Origin of the sequence: Arthrobacter sp. LjRoot14 (genome assembly GCF_964253905.1) — a bacterium.
In the GTDB taxonomy this organism is placed as follows: Bacteria; Actinomycetota; Actinomycetes; order Actinomycetales; family Micrococcaceae; genus Arthrobacter.
Map to the genome: position 1 here is coordinate 2,535,847 of NZ_CAXURL020000001.1, position 24,040 is coordinate 2,559,886.

General features: G+C 64.3%; 23 protein-coding genes. 20 read left to right on the forward strand and 3 right to left on the reverse strand.

Annotation, left to right across the window (positions count from 1 at the left end; genetic code table 11):
• The first annotated feature begins 8 nt into the window (after nt 1–8).
• The gene (locus tag ACSQ12_RS11315) at nt 9–1,172 is read left to right on the forward strand and encodes an acyl-CoA dehydrogenase family protein (protein ID WP_436065471.1); all 1,164 of its coding nucleotides are present in this window, start codon (nt 9–11) and stop codon (nt 1,170–1,172) included.
• A 4-nt stretch (nt 1,173–1,176) separates the two neighbouring features.
• On the opposite strand, the gene ACSQ12_RS11320 is transcribed toward ACSQ12_RS11315, so the two are convergent.
• Nucleotides 1,177–1,410, reverse strand: coding sequence for a DUF5703 family protein (locus tag ACSQ12_RS11320; protein WP_011692010.1), 234 nt, complete (start codon nt 1,408–1,410; stop codon nt 1,177–1,179).
• A gap of 39 nt (nt 1,411–1,449) precedes the next feature.
• Between ACSQ12_RS11320 and ACSQ12_RS11325 the strand changes: the two genes are divergently transcribed.
• A complete protein-coding gene (locus ACSQ12_RS11325; RefSeq protein WP_209744650.1) occupies nt 1,450–1,716 on the forward strand; it encodes a hypothetical protein in 267 nt (88 codons plus the stop codon).
• 54 nt (nt 1,717–1,770) lie between these two features.
• Here the strand turns inward: ACSQ12_RS11325 and ACSQ12_RS11330 are convergent, their stop codons facing one another.
• A complete protein-coding gene (locus ACSQ12_RS11330; protein WP_436065472.1) occupies nt 1,771–2,706 on the reverse strand; it encodes an aldo/keto reductase in 936 nt (311 codons plus the stop codon).
• A 52-nt stretch (nt 2,707–2,758) separates the two neighbouring features.
• Here ACSQ12_RS11330 and ACSQ12_RS11335 point away from each other — a divergent pair, with 52 nt between their 5' ends.
• Together ACSQ12_RS11335 and mshC are read left to right on the forward strand one after the other, a co-directional pair.
• Nucleotides 2,759–3,592 (forward strand): undecaprenyl-diphosphate phosphatase, encoded by an 834-nt coding sequence (locus ACSQ12_RS11335; protein WP_209744644.1) that lies wholly within the window; start codon nt 2,759–2,761, stop codon nt 3,590–3,592.
• A gap of 15 nt (nt 3,593–3,607) precedes the next feature.
• Nucleotides 3,608–4,888: a cysteine--1-D-myo-inosityl 2-amino-2-deoxy-alpha-D-glucopyranoside ligase gene (gene mshC / locus ACSQ12_RS11340; protein WP_436065473.1), complete on the forward strand. Its 1,281-nt coding sequence runs from the start codon at nt 3,608–3,610 to the stop codon at nt 4,886–4,888.
• A gap of 68 nt (nt 4,889–4,956) precedes the next feature.
• Here the strand turns inward: mshC and ACSQ12_RS11345 are convergent, their stop codons facing one another.
• Nucleotides 4,957–5,862, reverse strand: coding sequence for a PAC2 family protein (locus ACSQ12_RS11345; protein WP_209744638.1), 906 nt, complete (start codon nt 5,860–5,862; stop codon nt 4,957–4,959).
• A gap of 164 nt (nt 5,863–6,026) precedes the next feature.
• Here ACSQ12_RS11345 and ACSQ12_RS11350 point away from each other — a divergent pair, with 164 nt between their 5' ends.
• The 16 genes from ACSQ12_RS11350 to ACSQ12_RS11425 all read left to right on the forward strand — a co-directional run bounded on the left by ACSQ12_RS11350 (nt 6,027) and on the right by ACSQ12_RS11425 (nt 23,986).
• Nucleotides 6,027–6,776: an HAD family hydrolase gene (locus ACSQ12_RS11350; RefSeq protein ID WP_436065474.1), complete on the forward strand. Its 750-nt coding sequence runs from the start codon at nt 6,027–6,029 to the stop codon at nt 6,774–6,776.
• Entirely contained in the window at nt 6,769–7,956 is a 1,188-nt protein-coding gene (locus ACSQ12_RS11355; protein WP_436065475.1) for a site-2 protease family protein, read from the forward strand. Before ACSQ12_RS11350 ends, ACSQ12_RS11355 begins: the two co-directional genes overlap by 8 nt.
• Before the next feature lie 99 nt (nt 7,957–8,055).
• Entirely contained in the window at nt 8,056–9,123 is a 1,068-nt protein-coding gene (locus ACSQ12_RS11360) for a tRNA (adenine-N1)-methyltransferase (RefSeq protein WP_245199147.1), read from the forward strand.
• A gap of 82 nt (nt 9,124–9,205) precedes the next feature.
• Nucleotides 9,206–10,987: a proteasome ATPase gene (gene arc, locus ACSQ12_RS11365; protein ID WP_209748373.1), complete on the forward strand. Its 1,782-nt coding sequence runs from the start codon at nt 9,206–9,208 to the stop codon at nt 10,985–10,987.
• Nucleotides 10,988–11,037: 50 nt separating this feature from the next.
• Nucleotides 11,038–12,657, forward strand: a complete 1,620-nt coding sequence (gene dop / locus ACSQ12_RS11370) for a depupylase/deamidase Dop (RefSeq protein WP_436066989.1) — start codon at nt 11,038–11,040, stop codon at nt 12,655–12,657.
• Nucleotides 12,658–12,740: 83 nt separating this feature from the next.
• A complete protein-coding gene (locus tag ACSQ12_RS11375; RefSeq protein ID WP_209744630.1) occupies nt 12,741–12,944 on the forward strand; it encodes a ubiquitin-like protein Pup in 204 nt (67 codons plus the stop codon).
• A gap of 87 nt (nt 12,945–13,031) precedes the next feature.
• Entirely contained in the window at nt 13,032–13,859 is an 828-nt protein-coding gene (prcB, locus tag ACSQ12_RS11380) for a proteasome subunit beta (protein WP_011692022.1), read from the forward strand.
• Nucleotide 13,860: 1 nt separating this feature from the next.
• A complete protein-coding gene (gene prcA / locus ACSQ12_RS11385) occupies nt 13,861–14,568 on the forward strand; it encodes a proteasome subunit alpha (RefSeq protein ID WP_011692023.1) in 708 nt (235 codons plus the stop codon).
• A 1-nt stretch (nt 14,569) separates the two neighbouring features.
• A complete protein-coding gene (gene pafA, locus ACSQ12_RS11390) occupies nt 14,570–15,934 on the forward strand; it encodes a Pup--protein ligase (RefSeq protein WP_011692024.1) in 1,365 nt (454 codons plus the stop codon).
• A 111-nt stretch (nt 15,935–16,045) separates the two neighbouring features.
• Nucleotides 16,046–16,975 carry an FKBP-type peptidyl-prolyl cis-trans isomerase gene (locus ACSQ12_RS11395; protein WP_436065476.1) on the forward strand — a complete coding sequence of 310 codons (930 nt, stop codon included), beginning with the start codon at nt 16,046–16,048 and terminating at the stop codon, nt 16,973–16,975.
• 27 nt (nt 16,976–17,002) lie between these two features.
• Nucleotides 17,003–17,398, forward strand: coding sequence for an FKBP-type peptidyl-prolyl cis-trans isomerase (locus tag ACSQ12_RS11400; RefSeq protein ID WP_011692026.1), 396 nt, complete (start codon nt 17,003–17,005; stop codon nt 17,396–17,398).
• A 123-nt stretch (nt 17,399–17,521) separates the two neighbouring features.
• The gene (locus ACSQ12_RS11405; protein WP_436065477.1) at nt 17,522–19,513 is read left to right on the forward strand and encodes a helix-turn-helix transcriptional regulator; all 1,992 of its coding nucleotides are present in this window, start codon (nt 17,522–17,524) and stop codon (nt 19,511–19,513) included.
• A gap of 10 nt (nt 19,514–19,523) precedes the next feature.
• Entirely contained in the window at nt 19,524–19,895 is a 372-nt protein-coding gene (locus ACSQ12_RS11410) for a hypothetical protein (protein WP_436065478.1), read from the forward strand.
• A gap of 32 nt (nt 19,896–19,927) precedes the next feature.
• Nucleotides 19,928–20,224: a Sec-independent protein translocase subunit TatA gene (gene tatA, locus ACSQ12_RS11415; RefSeq protein WP_209744613.1), complete on the forward strand. Its 297-nt coding sequence runs from the start codon at nt 19,928–19,930 to the stop codon at nt 20,222–20,224.
• Between the two features lie 48 nt (nt 20,225–20,272).
• The gene (gene tatC, locus ACSQ12_RS11420) at nt 20,273–21,067 is read left to right on the forward strand and encodes a twin-arginine translocase subunit TatC (protein ID WP_209748369.1); all 795 of its coding nucleotides are present in this window, start codon (nt 20,273–20,275) and stop codon (nt 21,065–21,067) included.
• A 24-nt stretch (nt 21,068–21,091) separates the two neighbouring features.
• Nucleotides 21,092–23,986 (forward strand): DEAD/DEAH box helicase, encoded by a 2,895-nt coding sequence (locus ACSQ12_RS11425; protein ID WP_436065479.1) that lies wholly within the window; start codon nt 21,092–21,094, stop codon nt 23,984–23,986.
• Nucleotides 23,987–24,040: the final 54 nt, after the last annotated feature.

The window sequence follows — 24,040 nt, forward strand, 5'->3', positions numbered from 1 at the left end:
GCCAGGCCATGACACCGGAACAGATCCTCACCGAACCCCTGCTGGACCGAATCCGCGGCCGTGCCGCCCGCTATGACCGGGAGAACCGGTTCTTCACTGAGGACCTGGAGGAACTCGCTGCTGCCGGCTATCTCAAGATCTTTGTGCCGGCGGCCGACGGCGGCCTGGGCCTTGGTCTCGCCGCGGCAGCCCAGCTGCAAAGGAGGCTGGCGACGGCGGCCCCGGCCACCGCGCTGGCGATCAACATGCATTTGGTGTGGACCGGCGTCGCACATGTCCTCGCCGCCCGCGGCGATTCCTCCCTGGACTTTGTCCTCCGGGAGGCATCGCAGGGGGAGATCTTCGCCTTCGGGAACTCCGAAGCCGGCAACGACTCAGTGCTGTTCGATTCCCGGACCCGCGCAACCCCGCACCCGGACGGGAGCTACAGCTTCACAGGGCGGAAGATCTTCACCAGCCTGTCCCCGGCGTGGACAAGGCTCGGCATCTTCGGCAAGGACGCTTCAGCCAGGGACGGCGAGGGGGAACTGGTGCACGGCTTCCTTAGCAGGGAGTCCGACGGCTACGACATCCTGGAAGACTGGGACACCCTGGGAATGCGCGCGAGCCAGTCAAACACCACGGTCCTGGACGGTGCCTTGGTGCCCGCGGACCGGATCTTCCGCAAACTGCCGATGGGGCCAAACGCGGACCCGTTGATCTTCGCGATCTTCGCATGTTTCGAGACCCTGTTGGCCGCCGTCTACACCGGTCTCGGTGAGCGTGCGCTGGCCCTGGGCGTTGAGGCCGTCAAACGCCGGACGTCCTTCAAGAACGATGGACGCACGTACGCTCAGGATCCCGATATCCGGTGGAAAGTTGCGGAAGCCGCAATGGCAATGGATGCCTTGTATCCCCAGCTTGCAGAGCTCTCGCGGGACGTTGATGGCCTGGTGGATCACGGCAGCCAGTGGTTCCCGCGGCTGGTGGGCCTCAAAGTCCGGGCCACGGAGACGGCGCGCACGGTTGTGGACCTCGCAATCCGGGTCTCGGGGGGATCCAGCTACTTCCGGGGGTCCGAACTGGAACGGTTGTACCGTGACGTGCTGGCCGGGATGTTCCACCCCTCGGATGACGAGTCCGCGCACAACACCGTGGCCAACGCGTGGCTGGGCCCGCTGGCCACTCCGTAGTGCGCTAAACCGTGCGTTGCACCTGGATGACTTTGCGGCGCAACCAGAAGCGCCTGCCGCCGCCTACGTAAAGCCGGCTGCGCTCCAGCTCCCACTTGCCGTATTCGGAATGCTCAACAAGGCGCCGACGCGCTTCCGGAAGGGAATCCTCAGGGCCGACCGTCAGTACCAGGTACTCGTACTGCCTCGCGTAGTCCCGCTCCCGCTGGACTGAACTGCTCAGAAAATGTTCTTTCATTGCTCTCCATTTTCGTCCTTTTCCGGCTAACGTGAAGTCATGAGCATCGATCCGCGTGTCGCGCTTCAGTCCCTGACCACAGCCCTGGAAGAACACCTGATCGCAGCCTCCGCACGGCGGGGCGAGGGAGACCCAACCGTCGAAGCGGCGTTCTTTGCCGTTGCCGATGCTTTCGAAGTCTACGACGATTCCCTTTATGAGGCTTACGGCGAGGTTACCCCGCTAGAAGTCATCGAGGACGTGGACGACGAAGACGAAGAAGAGGAAGCCGAGGACGACGAAGATCTGGAGATCGTCGAGGATTAGTCGGGTTCCGGGCGTCACGATTCAGACGCCGGACAGCCTGCTTCCTCCGGAGCTTTAATCCACCGCGGAAACGTCTTCCAGCGCCCGCGCGATTTCCGCAGGCACGTGTGTCAGTTGCGAATCAAGGATCTCCTTAAGCTGCACGGGAGACCTGGCCCCCACGATCGCGGTCGCCACTCCGTGCTGTGAGAGCAGCCAGCTCAGGGCAACATCGATTGACGACCGGCCCAGTCCCCGGGCGGCCATCGCAACCGCTTCCACGATCCTGGACGCAGGCTCCTCAAGATAGGGCTCAACGTAGCCGGCCAGCCTCTTCTGTGCCGCCCGGGAATCCGCCGGTATGTGCCCGCGGTACTTCCCGGTAAGCACGCCGCGGCCAAGGGGCGCCCAGGCAAACAGTCCCAGGCCGGCGTCCTCGATGGCAGGGATGAGCTCCGATTCAGGCTTCCGCTGCAGCAATGAGTATTCCGTCTGGCTCGCCACGATCGGGAAGCCGGCCACGGCCGCGGCCTTGGCCGTCTGCCACCCGCTGAAGTTCGACACTCCCGCATAGCGGGCGCGGCCCGTGCGTAATGCGAACTCGAGGGCTGAGAGAGTCTCTTCCAAGGGGACATTCGCATCCCAAGCCTGCGCAAACCAGACGTCGACATAGTCTGTGCCGAGCCGGGCAAGGCTGGCATCCAGCCCGGAGAGCATGCCGTTACGTGAGGTGTCGACGCTGCGCCGGCCGTCCGACGTCGAAATTCCTGCCTTGGTGGAAATCACCACTTCCGAGCGGGAGACGACGTCACCCAGCATGGAACCCAGGAGGGCCTCCGCCTGGCCATCGGCGTAGGAGGCGGCGGTATCGATCAAGGTCCCGCCGGCGTCAACGAACGACCGCAGCAGTTCGGAGGCATCCTGCTCATCCGTCTCCCGTGCCCACGACATCGTTCCAAGGGAGAGTGAGGACACGCGCAACCCACTGTTGCCGACATAACGCTGCTGCATAGCAGTTAGCTTACGGGGATTCACCATGCTTCATGACGTAGGGTCTATAAACGTGAACTGGTTTGAAGCGGCCCTGCTGGGTCTTGTCCAAGGGCTGACCGAATTCCTCCCGATTTCCTCAAGCGCCCACTTGCGCATCGTCGGATCGTTCCTGCCGAATGCGGCGGACCCCGGGGCGGCGTTTACCGCAATCACCCAGCTCGGAACCGAGACTGCCGTGATCATCTACTTCTGGCGGGATATCGTCCGGATCGTCAAGGCCTGGTTCGGGTCGTTGACGCGGCGCGTTCCGTCGAATGACCCGGATGCCCGCATGGGCTGGCTGGTGATCATCGGCAGCCTGCCCATCATCGTCCTGGGCCTGATCTTCCAGGACCAGATTGAATCCGTCCTCCGCAGCCTCTGGATCGTGGCCACCATGCTGATCGTCTTCGGCCTGATCCTCGCCGTGGCCGACGCAGTGGGCCGCCAGGAGCGCGACCTGACAAAGCTGACATATAAGCACGGCATCCTTTACGGGTTCGCCCAGGCCCTGGCACTCATCCCCGGCGTGTCCCGGTCCGGTGGAACCATTACCGCCGGACTGCTGATGGGGTACACCCGCGAGGCCGCAGCCCGGTATTCGTTCCTCCTCGCCATTCCGGCCGTGTTCGGCAGCGGGCTGTACCAGCTGTACAAAGTGGTGTCCAAGGACGGCATCACCGGGCCCTACGGTCTGCCGGAAACAGCTCTGGCCACCGTGATCGCCCTCGTTGTCGGCTACGTCATCATCGGCTGGTTCCTGAAGTTCGTCTCCACCCGGAGCTACCGGCTCTTCGTCTGGTACCGGATTTTCCTCGGCATGGCGCTGTACCTGCTGCTCGGTTTCAATGTCATCAGCGCCTAGCACTAGGCTTGGCCTGTGAAATCCTGGATCTCCCGCCCTGTCCCTCAGCTTCCGGGCTGCATGCCCGCCGTTCGGATTTTCGACACCGCCGAGGACGCCTACAGCACCCTTGAAGCCACTGGCGAGCAGTCACTGTATGTCTGCGGCATCACCCCGTATGACGCAACCCATATGGGGCACGCGGCCAGCTATGTCGCTTTCGACCTGCTGAACCGTGCATGGCGCGACGGCGGCCAGCGCGTCGCCTACGTCCAGAACGTGACCGACGTCGACGATCCCCTGCTCGAGCGGGCCACAGCAACGGGTGTTGACTGGCGAGATCTTGCCGCGAGCCAGATCGAACTGTTCCAGACCGACATGGCTGCCCTCAACGTCCTGGCGCCAGACCACTACGTCGGGGCGGTCGAATCCATCCCGGAAATCGTTCCCGCCATTGAACGCCTCCTGCACCTGGGCCTGGCATACCGCGTTACCGGCACCCCCGGTGAGCCGGACGGCGACGTCTACTATGACGTCGAGGCCGCCAGCAAACACTCCGCGGAGGCCAAGGACGCGTGGACCCTGGGATCGGTGTCCGGGCTCTCCGAGACCGAAATGCTGGAACTCTTCGCCGAACGCGGCGGCGACCCGGGCCGCCGCGGCAAGCGGCAGGCCCTGGATCCGCTGCTTTGGCGCGTGGCCCGCGACGGCGAACCCAGCTGGGCCGGCGGCGAACTGGGGGCGGGCCGGCCAGGCTGGCACATTGAGTGCACGGTCATTGCGCAGAAGTACCTGCCGGCACCCTTCACCGTTCAAGGCGGAGGATCCGACCTCATCTTCCCGCACCACGAGATGGGCGCCGGACACGCCTATTCGCTGGCCGGCGTTCCCCTGGCACGGCATTTCGCCCACGCCGGGATGGTGGGTCTCGACGGCGAAAAGATGAGCAAATCCAAGGGAAACCTGGTTCTCGTATCCAAACTCCGGGCTGCCGGCGAGGAACCCGCAGCCATCCGCCTGGCAATCCTCGCCCACCATTACCGCGCGGACTGGTCCTGGACGGAGGCAGGCTTCGCAGAAGCAAAATCCAGGCTTGCCGAGTGGCGGGACGCCCTGACCATGGCCCCGGAGGGTTCCGCCGCCACGCTTATCGCGGAGATGCGGAGCGAACTGGCCAACGACCTGAACGCCCCCGGCGCCCTCGCGGCCGTGGACCGCTGGGCCGGCGGCGCCAAGCAGCACGCAGGGGCCGGCTCGCCGATGGACCAGGCGCTGGTCAGTGACGCCGTCAACGCCCTTCTCGGCGTCGAACTCTAAATCTCCTTAAACAAAACGCGGTCCCGGGCGAACTTCGCCGGGGACCGCGTCCGGTTTAACGCTGCGCCCTACTGCTTGTCCTTGCCGCGGCGTTTGAGGTAGCGCTCGAATTCGCGCGCTATGGACTCGCCACTGGCCTCCGGAAGGTCAGCGGTGTCCTTGGCTTCCTCCAGCTGCCGCACGTACGCTGCAATCTCCGGGTCCTCGGTGGCGAGCTCATCCACACCGCGCTCCCATGCGTCTGCTTCCTCCGCCAGTTCGTGGGTGTCAAGCGGCACCTGGAGCAACTCCTCAATCTTATGAAGAAGGGCGAGCTGCGCCTTGGGGGAGGGGGCTTGCGCGACATAGTGCGGAACGGCTGCCCAGAGGGACACTGTAGGCAAGCCGGCCAGCAGTGCCACTTCCGAAAGTACGCCGACAATCCCCACCGGGCCTTCGTACTGCGAGGCTTCAAGGTTCATGCGTTCCCGGAGGGCGCTGTCATCAGTGGACGTGCTCACCGGGATGGGTCGGCTGTGCGGCACATCAGCGAGCAGGGCGCCCACCAGGATGACGTAGTCCACGTGCAGGGCCTCGGCATGGACCAGCAGCTCAGCGGTATAGGCCCGCCACTTATAGGACGGCTCCGTGCCTTGGACAAAGATCACATCGACATTCGCGTCCGGGGCACTGGCTTTGTAGATCCGCGTGGACGGCCATTTGATTTTGCGTTCCCCGGATGACGTCCGGCGGATGGTTGGCCGTGTGAACTGGAAGTCGTAGTACTCGTCTGCATCAATCGATGCCACCTTTTTGCCGCCCCACAGTTTGTTCAGGTAACGCAAGGCGTCGCTCGCTGCTTCGCCGGCATCATTCCAGCCTTCAAAGGCGGCGAGCATCACAGTGATGCGCTGGCCGTCTGGCACGGGCTGCAGCAGCCGCTCCGGCTCGGGCGTGGCACCCGGTTCGCTGGTGTCTCCGTCGAAGCTATTCATTTCTTCACCCTACGTCCAAGACACCGCCGGGTGCATGGAATGAAGCGCCACAAATCTTCCGCGAGGCGCAGCCGCACCGCGGCAGCACCGCATCAGTCCGCACGATATTCGCCGAGGGCGTAGCGCACGCCGCCTCCCGAGGGCCGCACCGTAGACTTGGAGCTATGCGATCCTCAGCCTCCCAGCCACTTCTCAAAGCCGCTTTATGGGACATGGATGGCACCATCGTCGACACTGAACCGTACTGGATCGAGGCTGAGCACGCACTCGTGGCCGCCCACGGCGGACAGTGGTCCCACGCGCAGGCCATGCAGCTGGTGGGACAGTCCCTGGTCTTCTCGGCCGGGGTTCTCCAGAAAGCCGGAGTCAAACTCGAGGCCCGGGAAATCATCGACTCGCTGACGGCCCAGGTCGTCAGCAAAGTCCGCAAGTCCGTTCCCTGGCGGCCGGGGGCGCGCGAACTGCTGGACCAGCTCCATGAGGCAGGCATCCGATGCGCCCTGGTGACGATGTCCGAGGGGCCGCTTGCACGCGAGGTTGTCGCAGCGCTGCCGAAGCCCTACTTCGAATTCCTGGTCACCGGCGACACCGTCACCAACGGCAAGCCCCACCCGGAGGCCTACCTCAAAGCAGTCGAACTGCTCCAGCAAGGGGACAACGCACTGACCATCGCCGATTGCGTTGCGCTCGAAGATTCGGCGCCCGGCGTGGCTGCCGCTATGGCCTCGGGAGTGGCGACTGTGGCGATCCCGCACATCGTGCCGCTTCCGGACGATCCGGCCCGGGCCACGTGGCATTCCCTCGAGGGCCGTACCGTGGCCGACCTCGAGCAACTGGTGGCCCGGCGCAACGAATTCGCGGCAGCGGACATCGGCCTGGAGAACGCAGCGTTCCGGAGCCACGGCCTTGACTGACCCGGCAGGCGGCAGCGACCCGAAGGTTGCCAACGGCCGCAGGGAAGGCATATCGCTGGGACGCATCGCGGGTATCAGGGTAGTCCTGGCGTATTCGTGGTTCATCATTGCTGCGTTCACCGTAATTGTGTACGGACCGGTGCTCGAGGGGCAGTACCCGGACATGGGAATTACCGCCTACTACGTGGCCTTCGCCTATGCCCTGCTCCTGCTCCTCTCAGTACTTGTCCACGAACTCGCGCACGCCCTGACGGCCAAGATCTTCCACTGGCCCACGGAGAAAATCGTGCTTAACCTTTGGGGCGGCCACACCCAGTTCGAGGGCTTCACCGCGACGCCGGGCCGCTCGGTGCTGGTGGCCATGGCCGGCCCTGCCGCGAACATCGTCCTGGCGGGGGCCGGCTGGCTGTTCATCCTTGCCACGGATCCCTCCGGCGTGGCGGGGATCCTGTCCAACATCTTTGTGTGGGCGAACCTGCTCATTGGCATCTTCAACGTCCTTCCCGGGCTGCCGCTCGACGGCGGCCGCCTCGTTGAGTCCGCTGTCTGGAAAGCCACCGGCAGCCAGGAAAAGGGCACCGTGGCCGCTGGCTGGGCGGGTCGGATCATCGTCATCGCCCTGGCGGCCTGGTTCGTCCTGCTTCCGCTGGTGCGCGGCGACCGCCCCGACGTTTCACTGATGCTCATCACCGTGCTGGTGGGCAGTTTCCTCTGGATGGGGGCGTCGGCGTCCATCCAGCACGGGAGGCTTCGGAGCCGGCTGCACCTTGTCAACGCAGCCGCCCTCGCAGAACCAGCGGTCGGAATACCCGAATCCTCCACCGTGGCCGATGTCCTCCGGCTTGCTCCGCAAGGCACCCCCGCCATCGTTCTCTGTGGATCGGACGGTCGTCCTGCCGGAATCGTCTCCGACGTCGCCGCCGCCTCCGTTCCCGCGGGCGCCGCAGCAACAACCCCCGCCACCGCAGTGGCGCACGCCCTCAGCGCCGGTGCATACGTGCCCGAATGGTCCCAGGGCCAGGAGCTGGTGCAGTACCTTGCCCAGCTTGAGGGCCACGAGTACGCAGTGGTGGACCACCACGGAAAAGTGACCGGACTGCTACGCCAGCAGGCCGTGGTGACCGCCATTACAGGCAAAGAAACGCGCCGCAGCGGGCGCGCCAAGGCGCAGAACCGGTAGAGTTACCTGCCGGTCGTGAATACCGCCGCCGGGCCGGCAACCGGAGCCCGGCCGTATTAATGCATGGCCAACCAGGTTTACAAAAGCGAGGAATATTCCATGAGCAGCGAAACTGCCGCCAACAACATCACGCGGGGCGACACCGCAGACGCCGCCGGCACCACCGGGGTAGTACCCGTGGGTGCCGCCCGCCGCCGGGGTCCGTTCCGCGAAGGCGAGCGTGTGCAGCTGACTGACGAGCGCGGCCGGATGAACACCATCACCCTGGAAGCCGGGGGAGCGTTCCACACCCACCGGGGCTTCCTGAACCATGATGAAATCATCGGCCAGGCCGACGGATCCGTCGTGACCAACAATGTGGGGCAGCAGTATCAGACGCTCCGTCCGCTGCTCTCCGACTTCGTACTCTCCATGCCCCGAGGGGCTGCCGTGGTCTACCCCAAAGACGCCGGCCAGATCGTCACCATGGCGGACATTTTCCCCGGCGCCCGTGTAGTGGAAGCCGGTGTGGGGTCGGGTGCGTTGTCGATTTCGCTGCTGCGGGCAGTCGGCGACAACGGCTATCTGCACTCCTTTGAACGGCGCGAGGAATTCGCGGACATTGCCCGCGGCAACGTGGAAACAATCTTCGGCGGACCGCACCCCGCCTGGAAGATTTCCCTCGGCGACTTCCAGGAGGAAGTGGTCCGCAGCGAAGCCCCCGGGTCCGTCGACCGCGTGGTGCTGGACATGCTGGCACCCTGGGAGTGCCTCGACGCCGTCGCCACGGTCCTCGCCCCCGGCGGTGTGTGGATCAACTACGTTGCCACCGTGACCCAGCTGTCCAGGACGGCGGAAGCGATCCGGGCCGACGGCCGCTTCACCGAGCCCGATGCCTGGGAATCCATGGTCCGCGGCTGGCACCTGGAGGGCCTTGCCGTGCGGCCGGACCACCGCATGGTGGCTCACACGGGATTCCTGCTGGTCACCCGGAGGCTCGCGGACGGCGTCACCGGTATCTCGGTAAAGCGCCGGCCGTCCAAGACGGACTTCAACGAGGACGACGTCAACGCCTGGACTCCCGGCGCTGTGGGTGAGCGGCTCGTCTCCGACAAGAAGCTCCGCCGCGCTGCCCGCGACGCCATCGCCGGAACCAACGTCAAGGACGACCCGGAGGTCACGAACTAGTCCGTATTTCGGATGTCTCCAGCAGTACCCGGCTTCTTGGGGCTAAGGTCTTAATAGAAGCGCAGGAAGGGGCTGATGCATGATGGAGACTCCGAACAACGACTCCTCACGGACACCGGACGAGGCCGCAGGGGCAGTGGACCCTGAGAACGCCCGCTACGTGGCCAACGAACTCTCAGTTGCGGACCGTCAGGTGAACATCCTCCGGGACAAACTGCGGCACATAGACCGCCAGCTTGCCGCCGCGACACAGAACAACTCAAAACTGGTGGGCATGCTGGAAACCGCGAAAGCGGAAATCCTGCGCCTCAAGAACGCCCTGGACCAGGAAGGCCAGCCGCCCTACAGCTTTGGGACCATTCTGCAGCTGAACCCCAAACGGCAGCCCACGGCCGGCAACAGCGGCCAGGCAGCCACGGAAGAATCAGTGGACATCTTCAACGCCGGCCGCAAAATGCGCGTCGGGGTGAGCCCGCTGGTAAACATGAACCAGCTCGCCGTGGGGCAGGAAGTCCTCCTCAACGAAGCACTGCTGGTGGTGGCCGGACTCGGCTATGAACGCGCCGGGGAACTGGTCACGCTCAAGGAGATGCTGGGGACCGATCGTGCCCTTGTTGTGGGACGCGCTGACGAGGAACGGGTCATCCGCCTTTCCGGGGCGCTGATGTCGGAAAAGCTCCGCGTGGGCGACGCCCTCTCCATCGACTCGCGGACGGGGTATGCCCTCGAGAAGGTTCCGCGCTCGGAGGTGGAAAACCTTGTGCTCGAAGAGGTTCCGGACATCACGTACGAGGACATCGGCGGCCTGGGCCCGCAGATCGAACAGATCCGGGATGCCGTCGAGCTGCCGTTCCTGCACCCGGACCTGTACCGCGAGCACGGTCTGAAGGCTCCCAAGGGAATCCTCCTCTACGGCCCGCCGGGATGCGGCAAGACGCTGATCGCCAAGGCCGTGGCCAATTCGCTTGCCGCCCGGGCCGCCGAGCGCACCGGGAACGTGGACCTGAAGAGCTACTTCCTTAACATCAAGGGCCCGGAGCTCCTGGACAAGTACGTCGGCGAAACCGAGCGGCACATCCGCCTGATCTTCTCGCGGGCACGGGAGAAGGCCTCGGACGGCAGCCCCGTTGTTGTGTTCTTCGACGAGATGGACTCGTTGTTCCGCACCCGCGGCACCGGCATCTCCTCGGACGTCGAAACGACCATCGTGCCCCAGCTACTAAGCGAGATCGACGGCGTCGAACGCCTGGACAACGTGATTGTCATCGGCGCGTCCAACCGCGAGGACATGATCGACCCGGCCATCCTGCGCCCGGGCCGGCTGGACGTCAAGGTCAAGATCCAGCGGCCGGATGCGGAAGCCGCCGCCGACATCTTCTACAAGTACATCACCACCGACCTGCCCTTCCACGAGTCCGACCTCGCCGAACACGGTGGCGACGTCCAGGCGACCGTCGACGCCATGATCCAGCGCACCGTTGAAGCAATGTACTCCACCGAGAAATCCAACGAGTACCTTGAGGTGACATACGCCAACGGCGATACCGAGATGCTGTACTTCAAAGACTTCAACTCCGGCGCCGTGGTGCAGAACGTGGTTGACCGTGCCAAGAAGTACGCCATCAAGGACCTGCTGACCTCCCAACAAAAGGGCATTCGCATCGACCACCTGCTGCGCGCCGTCGTCGACGAATTCCGCGAGCACGAGGATATGCCCAACACCACCAACCCGGATGACTGGGCGCGGATCTCCGGCAAGAAGGGTGAACGCATCACCTATATCCGCACGATCGTCCAGGGCAAGGCAGGACAGGAACCCGGGAAATCCATCGAGACAATGCCCAACACGGGCCAGTACCTGTGACGCCGCGCAGCGCCGGGGTTCCCGGCGCCCCGCTCCCGGCCGGCGGGGCCATGCGGGTGATGGGATCAGAAACCGAATACGGCATCCACGCTCCGTCGGCGCCGGGCGCCAACGCCACGATGATGTCCGCCCGCGTCATCCAGGCCTATGCCCAGCTGACCCGCCAGCGCGCCGCCGGCGGGGCGGAAACACGGTGGGACTACACGGACGAGGAACCGCTGCATGACGCCCGGGGGTGGACGCTGGAACGCAACCAGGCCGACCCCAGCCAACTGACGGACCAGCCCCCGGTCCTCGATGCCGAAGCTGTGGCGCTGGCCTACGGACGCGAGGAACTGGAGCAGGACGGCGAAGACGAAACCGGCTCGCTGCTGATGAACATGGTGTTGGGCAACGGTGCGCGCCTGTACGTGGACCATGCTCATCCGGAATATTCGAGCCCGGAGGTGACGAATCCGCTGGACGCGGTCGCCTGGGACGCCGCGGGAGACATGGTGGCACTTTCGGCGGTGCGCCGAATGGCCGCCGATCCGCAGCTTCCGCCGGTGAACCTCTACAAGAACAACACGGACAACAAGTCGGTGTCCTACGGCTCCCACGAGAACTACCTCATGCCGCGGGCGGTGCCCTTTGGCGACATCGTCCGGGGGCTGACGCCGTTCTTCATCACGCGTCAGATCATGTGCGGTGCCGGCCGCGTGGGCCTCGGACAGGACAGCTCCCGGCCGGGCTACCAGATCAGCCAGCGGGCGGATTTCTTCGAGGCTGAGGTTGGTCTGGAGACCACCATCCGCCGGCCGATCATCAACACACGGGACGAGCCGCACGCCACGGCGGACAAATACCGCCGGCTGCATGTGATCATCGGCGACGCGAACCTCAGCCAGGCCGCCAACTACCTCAAGTTCGGCACCACGGCCATGGTGCTCAGCCTGATCGAGGCCGGCCTTGCTCCCCGCGTTGAGGTCCACGAGCCGGTGGCGGCCCTCCAGACCGTCAGCCACGACACCTCTCTGACCGCACCCCTCAGGCTTCTGGATGGCCGCCGCGTCACGGCTTTGGACCTGCAGTGGATGTACCACGAAGCCGCAGCCAAGCTCGCCCAGGACACCGGGGTGGGTGACGCCGTGGACGGCGACGGGCATACCTACGCCCTCCTGGAACGCTGGGCCGCGACGCTGACGGATCTCGACAGTGACCGGACTGCTGCTGCCTCGTCCGTGGAGTGGCTGGCCAAGCTGTCCCTGCTGGAGGGCTACCGTCAGCGGGACGGACTGGAGTGGAACGACGCCCGGCTGGGCCTAGTGGACCTTCAGTGGGCAGACGTCAGGCCCGAAAAGGGGCTTTACCACCGGATGCTTGCACGGGGCCGGATGGACCGGATCGTCGACGACGAAACCATCGCCCGAGCGGTGACGGAACCGCCGTCGGACACGCGCGCCTACTTCCGCGGCCGTTGCGTCAGCAGCTTCAGCAAGGACGTGGTTGGCGCCAGTTGGGACTCAGTCATCTTCGATGTTCCGGGCCACGGACGGCTCCAACGAGTGCCCACCCGCGAGCCTTTGCGGGGAACGGAAGCCCTCACCGGAGGCCTGTTTGCGAGGCACAAGGACACCGGATCTTTCCTGGCCGAACTGCTCGGACAAACTCCGCCTCCGCCACCGGCATAAAGCACCCCACCATGGCTTAAGGCGTGGCAATATGGGCTTACAGGATGTCCCCTCTCATCGGGGACGGATAGAAGGAGAAGGAAATGGCAGGCCAGGAGCAGCAGCAGCCGCAGTCACGGGAAAACGAATTCGACGACGACGCCCCCGCAACACCGCCCGCATCCGGAGAAGCCCAGGCATCGGCAGCCACCCAGGGCGTGGACGACCTCCTGGACGAAATCGACGGCGTCCTCGAATCGAACGCCGAAGAATTCGTCCGTGCCTTCGTTCAAAAGGGCGGCCAATAGGGGCCCAGGCTGCCATCGCCTGAACGGAGGGACGGCAGGCCGGACGCCCGAAGAGACGTTGATCCACCACGTTGAAGGAGTGCATCAGTGCAGGACACCACAGCCAACCAGGTAGCTGCCAACGCCACGTCATCATTCACTGAACACCTCCAACGCAACAGGCCCGGCCTGCTTCCCTACAATCAGCCCTTCCCGGCAGCGCTGACCGGCGCCGGATCACAGCCGCTGCAGGTGCCGCATGCCACCACCATCGTTTCGCTGACCTATGGCGGGGGAGTCCTGATGGCCGGAGACCGCCGCGCCACGATGGGGAACGTCATCGCCAGCAGGCACATCGAAAAAGTGTTTCCTGCCGACAGCTATTCGGTGCTGGGAATTGCCGGCACTGCGGGCATCGCGATAGATCTCACGCGGCTGTTCCAGGTGGAACTGGAACACTACGAAAAAATCGAGGGAACCCTGCTGAGCCTGGAGGGCAAAGCCAACCGGCTCGGTGCCATGATCCGCGGAAACCTGCCCATGGCCATGCAGGGGCTGGCCGTAGTGCCGTTGTTCGCCGGGTTCGACCTGCCCGTCGGCATCGGCCGCCTGTTTTCTTACGACGTCACCGGCGGACGGTACGAGGAGAAGGAACACCATGCCGTGGGTTCCGGTTCCGTGTTTGCCCGCGGTGCGCTCAAGAAACTCTGGCGGCCGGGGCTGACGGCCGAAGAGGCCGTGGCCGTGGCCGTTGAATCCCTTTACGACGCGGCGGACGACGACTCGGCAACCGGCGGACCGGACCCCGTCCGGCAGTTGTGGCCGGTTGTCTACACCGTTGAACGTTCGGGTGCCAGGCGCATACCCGACCACGACCTCGCATCCGTAGCCGGCGCCATCATCGAGGCCCGGACCACAGCACGGCGGGAGGCCTGAGATGACTCAACAGTTTTATGTGTCACCCGAACAGCTGATGAAGGACCGTGCGGACTTCGCACGGAAGGGTATCGCCCGCGGCCGCTCAGTCGTGGTCATCAGCTGCGAGGAGGGGATTGCACTCGTCGCGGAAAATCCCTCCCCGTCCCTGCACAAAATCGGTGAGATCTACGACAAGATCGCCTTCGCCGCCGTCGGAAAATACAACGAGTTTGAAAGCCTCCGCCAGGCGGGAGTGCGGTACGCGGACGTCCGCGGCTATTCCTATGACCGGGAGGACGTCACAGCCAGGGGCCTGGCCAGCGTCTATGCGCAAAGCCTGGGTGCGGTGTTCACGGCCGAGCAGAAACCGTTTGAAGTTGAGCTTGCAGTAGCGGAGGTCGGAGGGAACCAGTCGGACGACCATCTGTACAGGCTGACGTTCGACGGTTCGATCGCTGATGAGAAGCGCTTCATCGTGATGGGCGGCCAGGCCGACAAAGTGGCCGAAACGGTGGAGGGCGGTTGGCAGCAGGAGCTGAACTTCGCCGGTGCCATCAGGCTCGCAATGAAAGGGCTCGTCACCGACAAGGAAGCCGGCGAACTACCGGCGTCAGCCCTGGAAGTTGCAGTACTGGACCGCGCTTCGGAGAGCACCCGGGGATCCCGGCGGGCCTTCCGGCGCCTCGGCGACGACGAAATCGCCGCCCTGCTGTCTAAGGAGAACTGAAATGGACAAGCGCATTTTCGGCATTGAGACCGAATTCGGCATCTCGTACTCGAGCCCGGACTCGCGTCCGCTCGCACCGGAGGAAGTGGCACGCTACCTCTTCCGCAAGGTGGTCAGCTGGGGCCGTTCCTCCAATGTGTTCCTGACGAACGGCTCACGCCTGTACCTGGACGTGGGCTCCCACCCCGAGTACGCAACCGCCGAATGCGACGACCTGGGACAGCTGATCGCCCATGACCGTGCGGGAGAACTGATTCTGGACGACCTCGTGGACGAGGCCCAGGAGAGGCTGGCCGCCGAGGGATTCAACGGCACCGTCTACCTTTTCAAGAACAACACCGACTCCGCGGGCAATTCCTACGGCAGCCACGAAAATTACCTCATTCCACGCCGTGGTGAATTCTCGAGGCTCGCCGAGATCCTCATTCCCTTCCTGGTTACACGCCAGCTCATCGCCGGTGCCGGCAAGATCCTGAAGACCCCGCATGGCGCCACTTTCGCCTTTTCCCAGCGCGCGGACCACATATGGGAAGGCGTGTCCTCCGCCACCACCCGGTCCCGTCCCATCATCAACACCCGGGACGAACCCCACGCCGACGCGGAGTTCTACCGCCGCCTCCACGTCATCGTGGGCGACTCCAACATGTCCGAAACCACGGCCCTGATGAAGGTCGGCACCGTGGACCTGATCCTCCGGATGATCGAGGCCGGAGTGATCATGCGGGACATGCGGATGGAGAATCCGATCCGCAGCATCCGTGAGATCTCCCACGACCTCAGTGGAAGGGCGCTCATCCGCCTGGCGAACGGCCGTCAGCTGACCGCCCTGGAGATCCAGCGCGAGTACCTGAACAAAGTTACGTCCTTTGTCGCCGAAAACGGTGCCCACAACCAGCATGTGCCCCTCATCCTGGACCTCTGGGAACGGACGCTGACAGCCATTGAAAGCGGAGACACCAGCACGATTGACACTGAGATCGACTGGGCCATCAAGAAGAAGCTGATGGACAGCTACCGGAAACGGCACGGACTCGGGCTGGACGCGCCCAGGATCGCCCAGCTGGACCTCACCTACCACGACATTTCGCGGACCCGCGGGCTCTATTACCTGCTGCAGTCCCGCGGTGCTGTCCGCCGTGTGGTGGACGACACTGCAGTCAAGGACGCTGTTGATGCGCCGCCGCAGACAACCCGGGCAAAGCTCCGCGGCGACTTTGTCCGCCGCGCCCAGGAACTGGGCCGGGACTATACGGTTGACTGGGTACACCTGAAGCTCAACGACCGGGCCCACCAGACGATCCTGTGCAAGGATCCGTTCCGCAACGTGGACGAGCGCGTGGATGCCCTCTTGGACTCTATGGGCTGACACCCAGCTTCAGGGGCTATTCTGGATGGGGCCGTTTAACCGGCCCCGACTGCGTTGCCGCGGGCTCCACTTGCGGCAACGCATCCATCTTGCCCCGACGAAAGTTCTTACGTGCGCCGACTACTAGCAATTCTCATTCCCGGACTGCTGCTGATAACCGCCTGCGGCGGAACGCCCGCAGCCCCGGAACCCACCAGTCAGTCTGCTGGCGAGACCGCCAAGCTCGACTCCCTGAAGCTTACGGACAACGGGGACAAGAAGGCACCCGGAGTCGAATTCGACAAGCCCCTGGACGTGAAGGAACCCACCGTTAAGGTGGTCACTGAGGGCGACGGAGAACGCCTCAAAGCCAACCAGATCGCTGACATCTCCATCCTCGCCGTCAGCGGCAAGGACGGCTCCACCCTTGAAGACACCTTTGCCAAGGACCCGGAGCCCCTCGAATTGAACGATGCCCTCAAGACCGGTAACGCCGTGATCTACAACGCGTTTGTGGGCGCCAAGATTGGCTCTCAGCTGGCCCTCGCCGTCCCGGGCCAGGCCGCCAAGGAGGGTGCCGAGGCCGGCCCCACGCAATTGCTCGTGGTCAAGGTCCTCTCCGCCAAGGACGCCCCGAAGGTGCTCGACAAGCCTGACGGTGAGACGGTCACGCCTCCCGCCGGGCTTCCCACCGTCAAGGAAAACGACAAGGGCATCCCGGAGATCTCTGTTGAGGGCGTCAAGGCGCCTGCGGCACTCGTCTCCCAGGACCTGATCAAGGGCACTGGCCCCGCGGTCAAGGAAACCGACACCCTGACAGTGAACTATGTCGGAGTCACCCTGAACGGCGGAACGAAGTTTGATTCCAGCTTCGACCGCGGCGAAAAGGCCAGCTTCCCGCTCACCGGCGTCATCAAGGGCTGGACGCAGGGCCTTGCCGGCAAGACCGTGGGCTCGCGCGTCCTCCTGGTCATCCCGAAGGATCTTGCCTACGGTGATGCGGGACAAGGCGAGGCCAAGGGCGACCTGGTGTTCGTCGTCGATATTCTCGGCGTCAAGTAAGCCAACCCAACCAACAAAGGAGCAAACATGTCATTTGGACAGCGCAATTTCGACCGCCAGAAGCCGGAAATTGACTTCCCCGAGGGCGATGTACCCACCGAACTGGTCATCACTGACCTCATCGAGGGTGACGGAGCCGAGGCCAAGCCGGGCGACACTGTGTCCACCCACTATGTCGGAGTCGCCTGGTCCACAGGCGAAGAATTTGACGCCTCCTGGGGCCGCGGTGCTCCGCTGGACTTCCGCGTTGGCGTCGGCCAGGTCATCCAGGGCTGGGACCAGGGCCTGCTGGGCATGAAGGTCGGCGGCCGCCGCCGCCTGGAGATCCCCTCCGAACTCGCGTACGGTTCCCGCGGTGCCGGCGGAGCGATCGCCCCCAACGAAGCACTCATCTTCGTTGTGGACCTCGTCGGAGTCCGCTAAGCGGATCCCAACCCGGCGCCTGCCGGACACGCTGCAGGGAGCGCGGTAACAATCGGAAGGAAATTTCCGTTTGTTGCCGCGCTTCCGGCGTTAAGCCGCGACGGCTTTAGTAACGTAGCCAAGGTGTCCGCCTTACGTACAGAACGCCTCCTGAACCTGCTCATCGCGCTGCTCAACACCCGCTACGGCCTGCGGCGCAGCGAATTGCGCGAAAAGGTCTACCGTGACACCACCAGCAGCGAGGTGGCCTTCGGCCGGATGTTCGAGCGGGACAAGAGCGACCTCCGCCAGTTCGGCTTCGACGTCGAAACGGTCATGGACCAGGGCTGGGGTTCGGACGATCCTGCCACCACGCGCTACCGCATCGGCAAGGAGTCCAACCGGCTCCCTGACGTCAACCTCACCTCCGCCGAATGCACCGTGCTCATCCTCGCAGCGCAGTTATGGGAGCAAGCCGCACTGGGGTCGGCAGCACAGAACGCCATGCGCAAACTGCAGGCAGCAGGCGGCCTCGCTGAAGCCGAACTGCCGGCAGGCGTTCAGCCGCGGATCAGGCCCGCGGGCCAGGCCTTCGAGGACCTGGTCACAGCCATGCATGCCCAGCATCCCGTGACGTTCCGGTACCTGGCCGGCAGCACCGGCCGCGAAGAACTCAGGACCGTTGAGCCCTGGGGCCTGGGCAGCCGCTTTGGCCAGTGGTACCTGGTCGGCCTGGACCGGGGCCGCGCGGCGAAGCGTTTCTTCCGCCTGTCCCGCTTCACATCTGCGGTGACCGTCCAGGAAAAGGAACGCTATTCGCCCCCGCCGGGCTTCAACGTCCGGAAGGAACTTGATTCACTGCCCGAACTGCCGGTGCAGTCCGCCATCGTGGACGTGGCGTCCGGCAAGGTGCTCGGCCTGCGCAAGCGCGCGACAGGAGCCCCCATCGCCGGGATACCGGTCGAGGCGTCCGACGGCGGTTGGGACCGTCTCAGCGTCCCCTTCCGGGACGCTGAGGTGCTGGGTGAAGAACTCGCATCCTACGGGCCGAACGTCACGGTGGTTGCGCCCCCCGAGCTGGTAACGGCGGTCCGGAGGAGGCTGAAGGCCGCTGCAGACTTCGCGGCATCTCCTGCACCCGCGATCGTCTTTCCGGACAACCCTCCGGCGAAGCGCCCGCGGAAACGGACGTCCGAGGACCAACTCCAGCGGATGCTTCAGCTCGTGCCGTTCCTGGTACACAACCAGGGCCTGCATATCAGCGAGGTTGCTTCCAGTTTTGGAGTAACCCGGAAGGAGCTTGAAGACGATCTGCGCATCCTGATCTGTTCCGGCCTTCCCGAGGGATACCCGGACGATCTCCTGGACATCCAATGGGAGGATGACCATGTTTACATCACGCAGGACCTTGACCTCAACCGTCCGGTCCGCTTTACCGTGGACGAGGCCTGCGCCCTGCTGACCGGCCTGGAGGCCCTCAACGGCCTGCCTGAGCTCGCCGAAGGAAGCGCGCTGGAGTCTGTCACGGTGAAACTGATGGCGGCAGCAGGGGAGGAAGGCCTTAAGGCGGCGTCCATCGCTGGCCCGGAGGTGGGCCCGGGGAATTCCGCGCATCTTGCGACGATCCGGCAGGCCATCACGGACGGCCTTCAGCTGCGTCTCAAGTACTTTTCCGCGCAACGCGACTCCATGTCGGAGCGGGACGTCGACCCGTTGCGGCTCTACTCGCTGGACAATACGTGGTACTTCGAGGCGTATTGCCACAGCGCACGGGGCCTGCGTAATTTCCGGCTGGACCGCATCGAGGCCCTGGAGCCAAACGGCCGGCGGGCCACCGAGGCGGCACAACCCGCCGGCGGCTTCCCGGTGAAGCTGTTCACCCCGAACGACGACGACGCTCTGGTCATCGTCGAACTGGCACCGCAGGGCATCGGACTGGCCGACGACTACTACGCCGAACGGACTGCCCCGCTCCCTAATGGCGGGCTCATAGCCGAAATCAGGTTCGGCAGCACCGGGTGGCTGCCCATGTTCGTAGCCCAGCATGGCGGCGCCGTCCGCATTCTGGCACCGCAGGACCTGGCCGATGCTGCCGGGGAATGGATCGACGCCGCCCTGGCCCGCTACGGCGGCTAGACTACACAGCATGCCTTGGTGGTCTTGGATCCTGATCTGGATAGCGCTCGTAGCCGTTTCCCTGCTCTTCTATGTGCTCTTGGGAATCAGGCTCTTCAGGCAGTTCATGGCGACGGTCAAGGACCTTGGCGCTGCCGGCGAGCGGTTCGGGGCGCCCTTGGCCAACCTCGGCGAGCCGTCCCGGCAGCCCGGACCGGAGTGGGAACCCGGACAGGGGCCGCAGGCCAGCCCGGGTTCGGCGGTTTTTGCCTCGCCGATGCAGATGAGACATGATTACCTCACGTCCAAATCCTCCCGCAGGGAAGAGCGCCGTCAACGGCGCGTTCAGCGCAAAGCGGACCGTGGCCAACCCCAGGCGCTGCGCGACATCGAATTCGGTTAGACGTAGGATGTATTTCGAGGAAAGGACTTCCAGTGGGACGACTCTTTGATGGCCCTTGGCCCATCGTCATTATTATCATCGTGGCTCTGTTGCTGTTTGCCGCGCCCAAACTTCCGGCCATGGCCCGTAGCCTCGGCCAGTCAATGCGGATTATCAAATCCGAGGTCAAGGAAATGAAGAACGACGGCAAGCCCGAAGCCAAGGACGGCACGGACCCGGTCGAAGGCAAGATCGTCAACCATCCGCAGTCCCGCCCGCAAAACGGTGACTCCAGCAGCGGCACCGGCAGCGCAGACGGCAACGACGTTCCGCCGTCGAACCGCGTTTGACCTGAAGTGGCACTGACGAAGGGCCGTAAATCCAACCCCGAGGGTCGGATGGCCCTGATGGATCACCTTAAGGAGCTCAAGAACCGGCTCATTAAGTCGGCCATTGGCCTGGTCATCGGCGGCATCGGCGGCTGGATCCTCTACGACCCGGTATTGAGCGCCCTCAAGGAACCGGTGGATCGGATTGCCGAAACCACCGGCGGCACTTCTTCGGTGAATTTCTCCAGCATCGCGTCGCCGTTCGACTTCAAACTGCAGCTTTCACTGTTGATCGGCGCCGTCATCTCCAGCCCCGTCTGGATCTATCAGCTGTGGGCCTTCATCACCCCCGGCCTCACCAAAAAGGAGCGGCACTACACGCTCGGCTACATGGCCGCAGCCGTGCCACTGTTCCTTGCCGGCGTGTGGGTTGGATGGATGGTGACACCGCAGGTGGTGCGCGCACTGACCCAGTTCACGCCGTCCGGGTTCTCCAACCTCATCGATGCCCGCGACTACGTCGATTTCGTCACGCGCATGGTCTTGTTCCTTGGCCTCGCGTTCCTTGTCCCCGTGGTCCTGGTGGGTATCAACATGGCCGGCATCATCAGGGGTGAAACCATCCTGAAGGCCTGGCGCATCACGGTGTTCCTCGTCTTTGTGCTGGCCGCCGTTGCTGCTCCGGGCGCAGATGCCCTGTCCATGTTCCTGCTCGCGGGCCCCCTGCTGGCACTGTTTTTCGCCGCCATCGGCCTGTGTATCTTCAATGACCGGCGCCGGGACCGGAAGGCCGCGAAGATCGCCGCCGAAACTGAAGCGACGGCCGACGTCGCAACGCCCGGTACCGAACTGGGGAAACTGTAGTCCCGCGCCCACTAGGCTGGAAGTATGTCCTCCACATCCGGGCCACAGTCGCCGTCTGAACTCTATCGGGCCAGTGCCGAACGGACCGCAGAAGCTAAAACGTACCTCGGCGCCTTCGTCCGGACGCTGGATTTCGAACTCGACGATTTCCAGCGCCAAGCATGCCTGTCCCTGCAGCAGGGAAGGGGAGTCCTGGTTGCGGCCCCCACCGGGGCCGGAAAGACCATCGTGGGGGAGTTCGCCATCTATCTGGCACTCCAGCGGGGGTTGAAAGCCTTCTACACCACCCCGATCAAGGCACTGAGCAACCAGAAGTACTCGGAGCTGGCCGCGAAGTACGGCCCGGAGAACGTGGGGCTCCTCACCGGCGACACCAGCATCAACGGCGACGCCCCGGTTGTCGTCATGACAACCGAAGTCCTGCGGAACATGCTCTACGCGGATTCGGACACCCTGGACGACCTCGGCTTTGTGGTCATGGACGAGGTTCACTACCTCGCTGACCGGTTCCGGGGCGCCGTGTGGGAGGAAGTCATCATCCACCTTCCCAGCGAAGTCCAAGTGGCCTCGCTGAGCGCAACAGTCTCCAATGCCGAGGAATTCGGTGCGTGGCTGGACACTGTGCGCGGACACACCGACGTCATTGTTTCCGAGCACCGGCCGGTGCCGCTCTGGCAGCACGTCATGGTGGGGCGTGAAATCGTGGACCTCTTCGCCGGAGAGACGACGTTTGATGAGATTGCCCCCGAAGGCGAATCGGATCCCGCCGCGACGGCGATGACGGCCAACGCCGCCCTCGAGCGGGGCTTCGAAGTGAACCCGGACCTGCTGGCGATGGCGCGCACCGAGAGCCAGATGAATTCACGGGCCCGTTTCGGGCATGGCGGACGCAGCCAGCGCCGCCAGCAACACCAGCGCGGCGATAACCGCCACGGCCAGGGCGGCCAGCAGAGCCCTGTCCGCAAGGCCAGCCGGCCCCAGGTTATCGCCAGCCTGGACCGGCAGGACCTGTTGCCCTCCATCACGTTCATCTTCTCCCGCGCCGGCTGCGACGCCGCAGTGGCACAGTGCGTCTCAGCCGGACTGTGGCTGACCACCGAGCGCGAACAACTGGTCATCGCCAGCCGTGTTGATGAAGCTGCACAGGACATCCCGTCGGATGATCTGGATGTGCTCGGGTTCTGGAGCTGGCGCGACGGCCTCCTGCGCGGGCTCGCAGCCCACCACGCAGGGATGCTTCCCACGTTCAAGGAAGTCGTGGAGAAGCTGTTCGTCGAGGGCCTGGTTAAGGCGGTGTTCGCCACGGAAACCCTGGCCCTGGGCGTCAATATGCCGGCACGGTCGGTGGTGTTGGAAAAACTGGACAAATTCAACGGTGAAGCCCACGTGGGAATCACCGCCGGCGAATACACCCAGCTGACCGGCCGGGCCGGACGCCGCGGAATTGACGTCGAAGGCCACGCCGTGGTGCTGTGGCAGCCGGGCACCGACCCGACAGCTGTTGCGGGCCTCGCATCCCGCCGCACCTACCCGCTGAACTCCAGCTTCCGGCCCACGTACAACATGAGCATCAACCTCCTGGCGCAGTTCGGCAGGCCGCGGGCCCGGGAAATCCTGGAATCCTCTTTTGCCCAGTTCCAGGCGGACCGTTCAGTAGTGGGCCTGGCCAGGCAAGTGCGGAGCAGGGAAGAATCCCTGGCCGGCTTCCAGAAGTCCATGACCTGCCACCTGGGTGACTTCACCGAATACTCCCGGCTGCGGCGTGAGCTTTCGGACGCGGAAAATATCGCCTCCCGCAGCACGTCGCGGGCCCGCAAGTCCATTGCTGAGGACTCGCTGAGCAGGCTTCTGCCCGGCGATGTTGTGGACGTGCCTACAGGCAGGGCGCCCGGCTACGCTGTTGTGCTCGGCTCCGACCACAACTCCCGCGAGCCGCGGCCCGCGGTGTTGACGTTGGACAACCAGTTGCGGAGGATAGGCCTCCAGGACCTTGAAGGGCCCATCACGCCGGTCACCCGGGTCCGGATACCAAAGTCGTTCAACGCGAAGGTGCCCAAGTCCCGCAAGGACCTCGCATCGTCGGTCCGCAATGCGATCCGGGAAAACCGTCCGCCTGCGCCCGGAAACGCCCGCAATACTGAATTCGGCCGTGCCTCGGCCCTGCCTGACGTGGAGAAGCGGATCAACGATCTGCGCCTGGCATTGCGTTCCCATCCCTGCCACGGCTGCAGTGAACGCGAGGATCACGCACGGTGGTCGGAACGGTGGTGGAAACTCCGCCGCGAAACGGACGGACTCGTCCGGGAAATCCAGGGCCGTACCAACACCATCGCCAAGACATTCGACCGGGTCTGCGACCTTCTCTCCAGCTACGGCTACCTCGAAACTTCCGGCTCCGGAAAAGTAACCATCAATGCCGACGGCCAAAAACTGCGCCGGATTTACGGAGAGAAGGACCTCCTCATATCCCAGTCGCTGCGGCAAGGCGCATTCAGCGACCTCGATGCCACGGAAGTTGCTGCCCTCGCAAGCGTGCTGGTTTACCAGGCGAAGCGGGAGGAACGCGGGCTCAGGCCCCGGATGCCCAGCGTGTCGCTGGAGACCGCCGTCGACATCGTCGTCCGGGGATGGTCCGTGCTGGAAGACGCCGAGGAAGAGAACAAGCTTCCGTTGACGGGGGAGCCGGAACTGGGGCTCGTCTGGCCGATCTTTAAGTGGGCCAAGGGCAAGCATCTCCAGGAAGTCCTCAACGGAACCGACCTGGCCGCGGGGGACTTTGTCCGGTGGGTCAAACAGGTTATTGACCTGTTGGACCAGCTGGCGAAGATCCCGGGCCTGGATCCGCGGCTTTCACGCCTCTGCTCGGAGGCGATCATCCTGGTTCGCCGCGGCGTGGTCGCCTATTCCACCGTGGTCTGACGCCACCCGCACCGCACCCACCACATCCACAACTTCCAAGGCTGCTTAGGAGCA

Coding starts and splice junctions, on each gene's coding strand:
- ACSQ12_RS11330 (WP_436065472.1), bottom strand. CDS start 2,706: ATGCAGCAGCGTTATGTCGGCAACAGTGGGTTGCGCGTGTCCTCACTC.
- dop (WP_436066989.1), top strand. CDS start 11,038: ATGCGGGTGATGGGATCAGAAACCGAATACGGCATCCACGCTCCGTCG.
- ACSQ12_RS11410 (WP_436065478.1), top strand. CDS start 19,524: ATGCCTTGGTGGTCTTGGATCCTGATCTGGATAGCGCTCGTAGCCGTT.
- ACSQ12_RS11360 (WP_245199147.1), top strand. CDS start 8,056: ATGAGCAGCGAAACTGCCGCCAACAACATCACGCGGGGCGACACCGCA.
- tatC (WP_209748369.1), top strand. CDS start 20,273: ATGGCCCTGATGGATCACCTTAAGGAGCTCAAGAACCGGCTCATTAAG.
- ACSQ12_RS11350 (WP_436065474.1), top strand. CDS start 6,027: ATGCGATCCTCAGCCTCCCAGCCACTTCTCAAAGCCGCTTTATGGGAC.
- ACSQ12_RS11345 (WP_209744638.1), bottom strand. CDS start 5,862: ATGAATAGCTTCGACGGAGACACCAGCGAACCGGGTGCCACGCCCGAG.
- arc (WP_209748373.1), top strand. CDS start 9,206: ATGGAGACTCCGAACAACGACTCCTCACGGACACCGGACGAGGCCGCA.
- ACSQ12_RS11375 (WP_209744630.1), top strand. CDS start 12,741: ATGGCAGGCCAGGAGCAGCAGCAGCCGCAGTCACGGGAAAACGAATTC.
- prcA (WP_011692023.1), top strand. CDS start 13,861: ATGACTCAACAGTTTTATGTGTCACCCGAACAGCTGATGAAGGACCGT.
- ACSQ12_RS11325 (WP_209744650.1), top strand. CDS start 1,450: ATGAGCATCGATCCGCGTGTCGCGCTTCAGTCCCTGACCACAGCCCTG.
- pafA (WP_011692024.1), top strand. CDS start 14,570: ATGGACAAGCGCATTTTCGGCATTGAGACCGAATTCGGCATCTCGTAC.
- ACSQ12_RS11425 (WP_436065479.1), top strand. CDS start 21,092: ATGTCCTCCACATCCGGGCCACAGTCGCCGTCTGAACTCTATCGGGCC.
- ACSQ12_RS11320 (WP_011692010.1), bottom strand. CDS start 1,410: ATGAAAGAACATTTTCTGAGCAGTTCAGTCCAGCGGGAGCGGGACTAC.
- ACSQ12_RS11315 (WP_436065471.1), top strand. CDS start 9: ATGACACCGGAACAGATCCTCACCGAACCCCTGCTGGACCGAATCCGC.
- ACSQ12_RS11400 (WP_011692026.1), top strand. CDS start 17,003: ATGTCATTTGGACAGCGCAATTTCGACCGCCAGAAGCCGGAAATTGAC.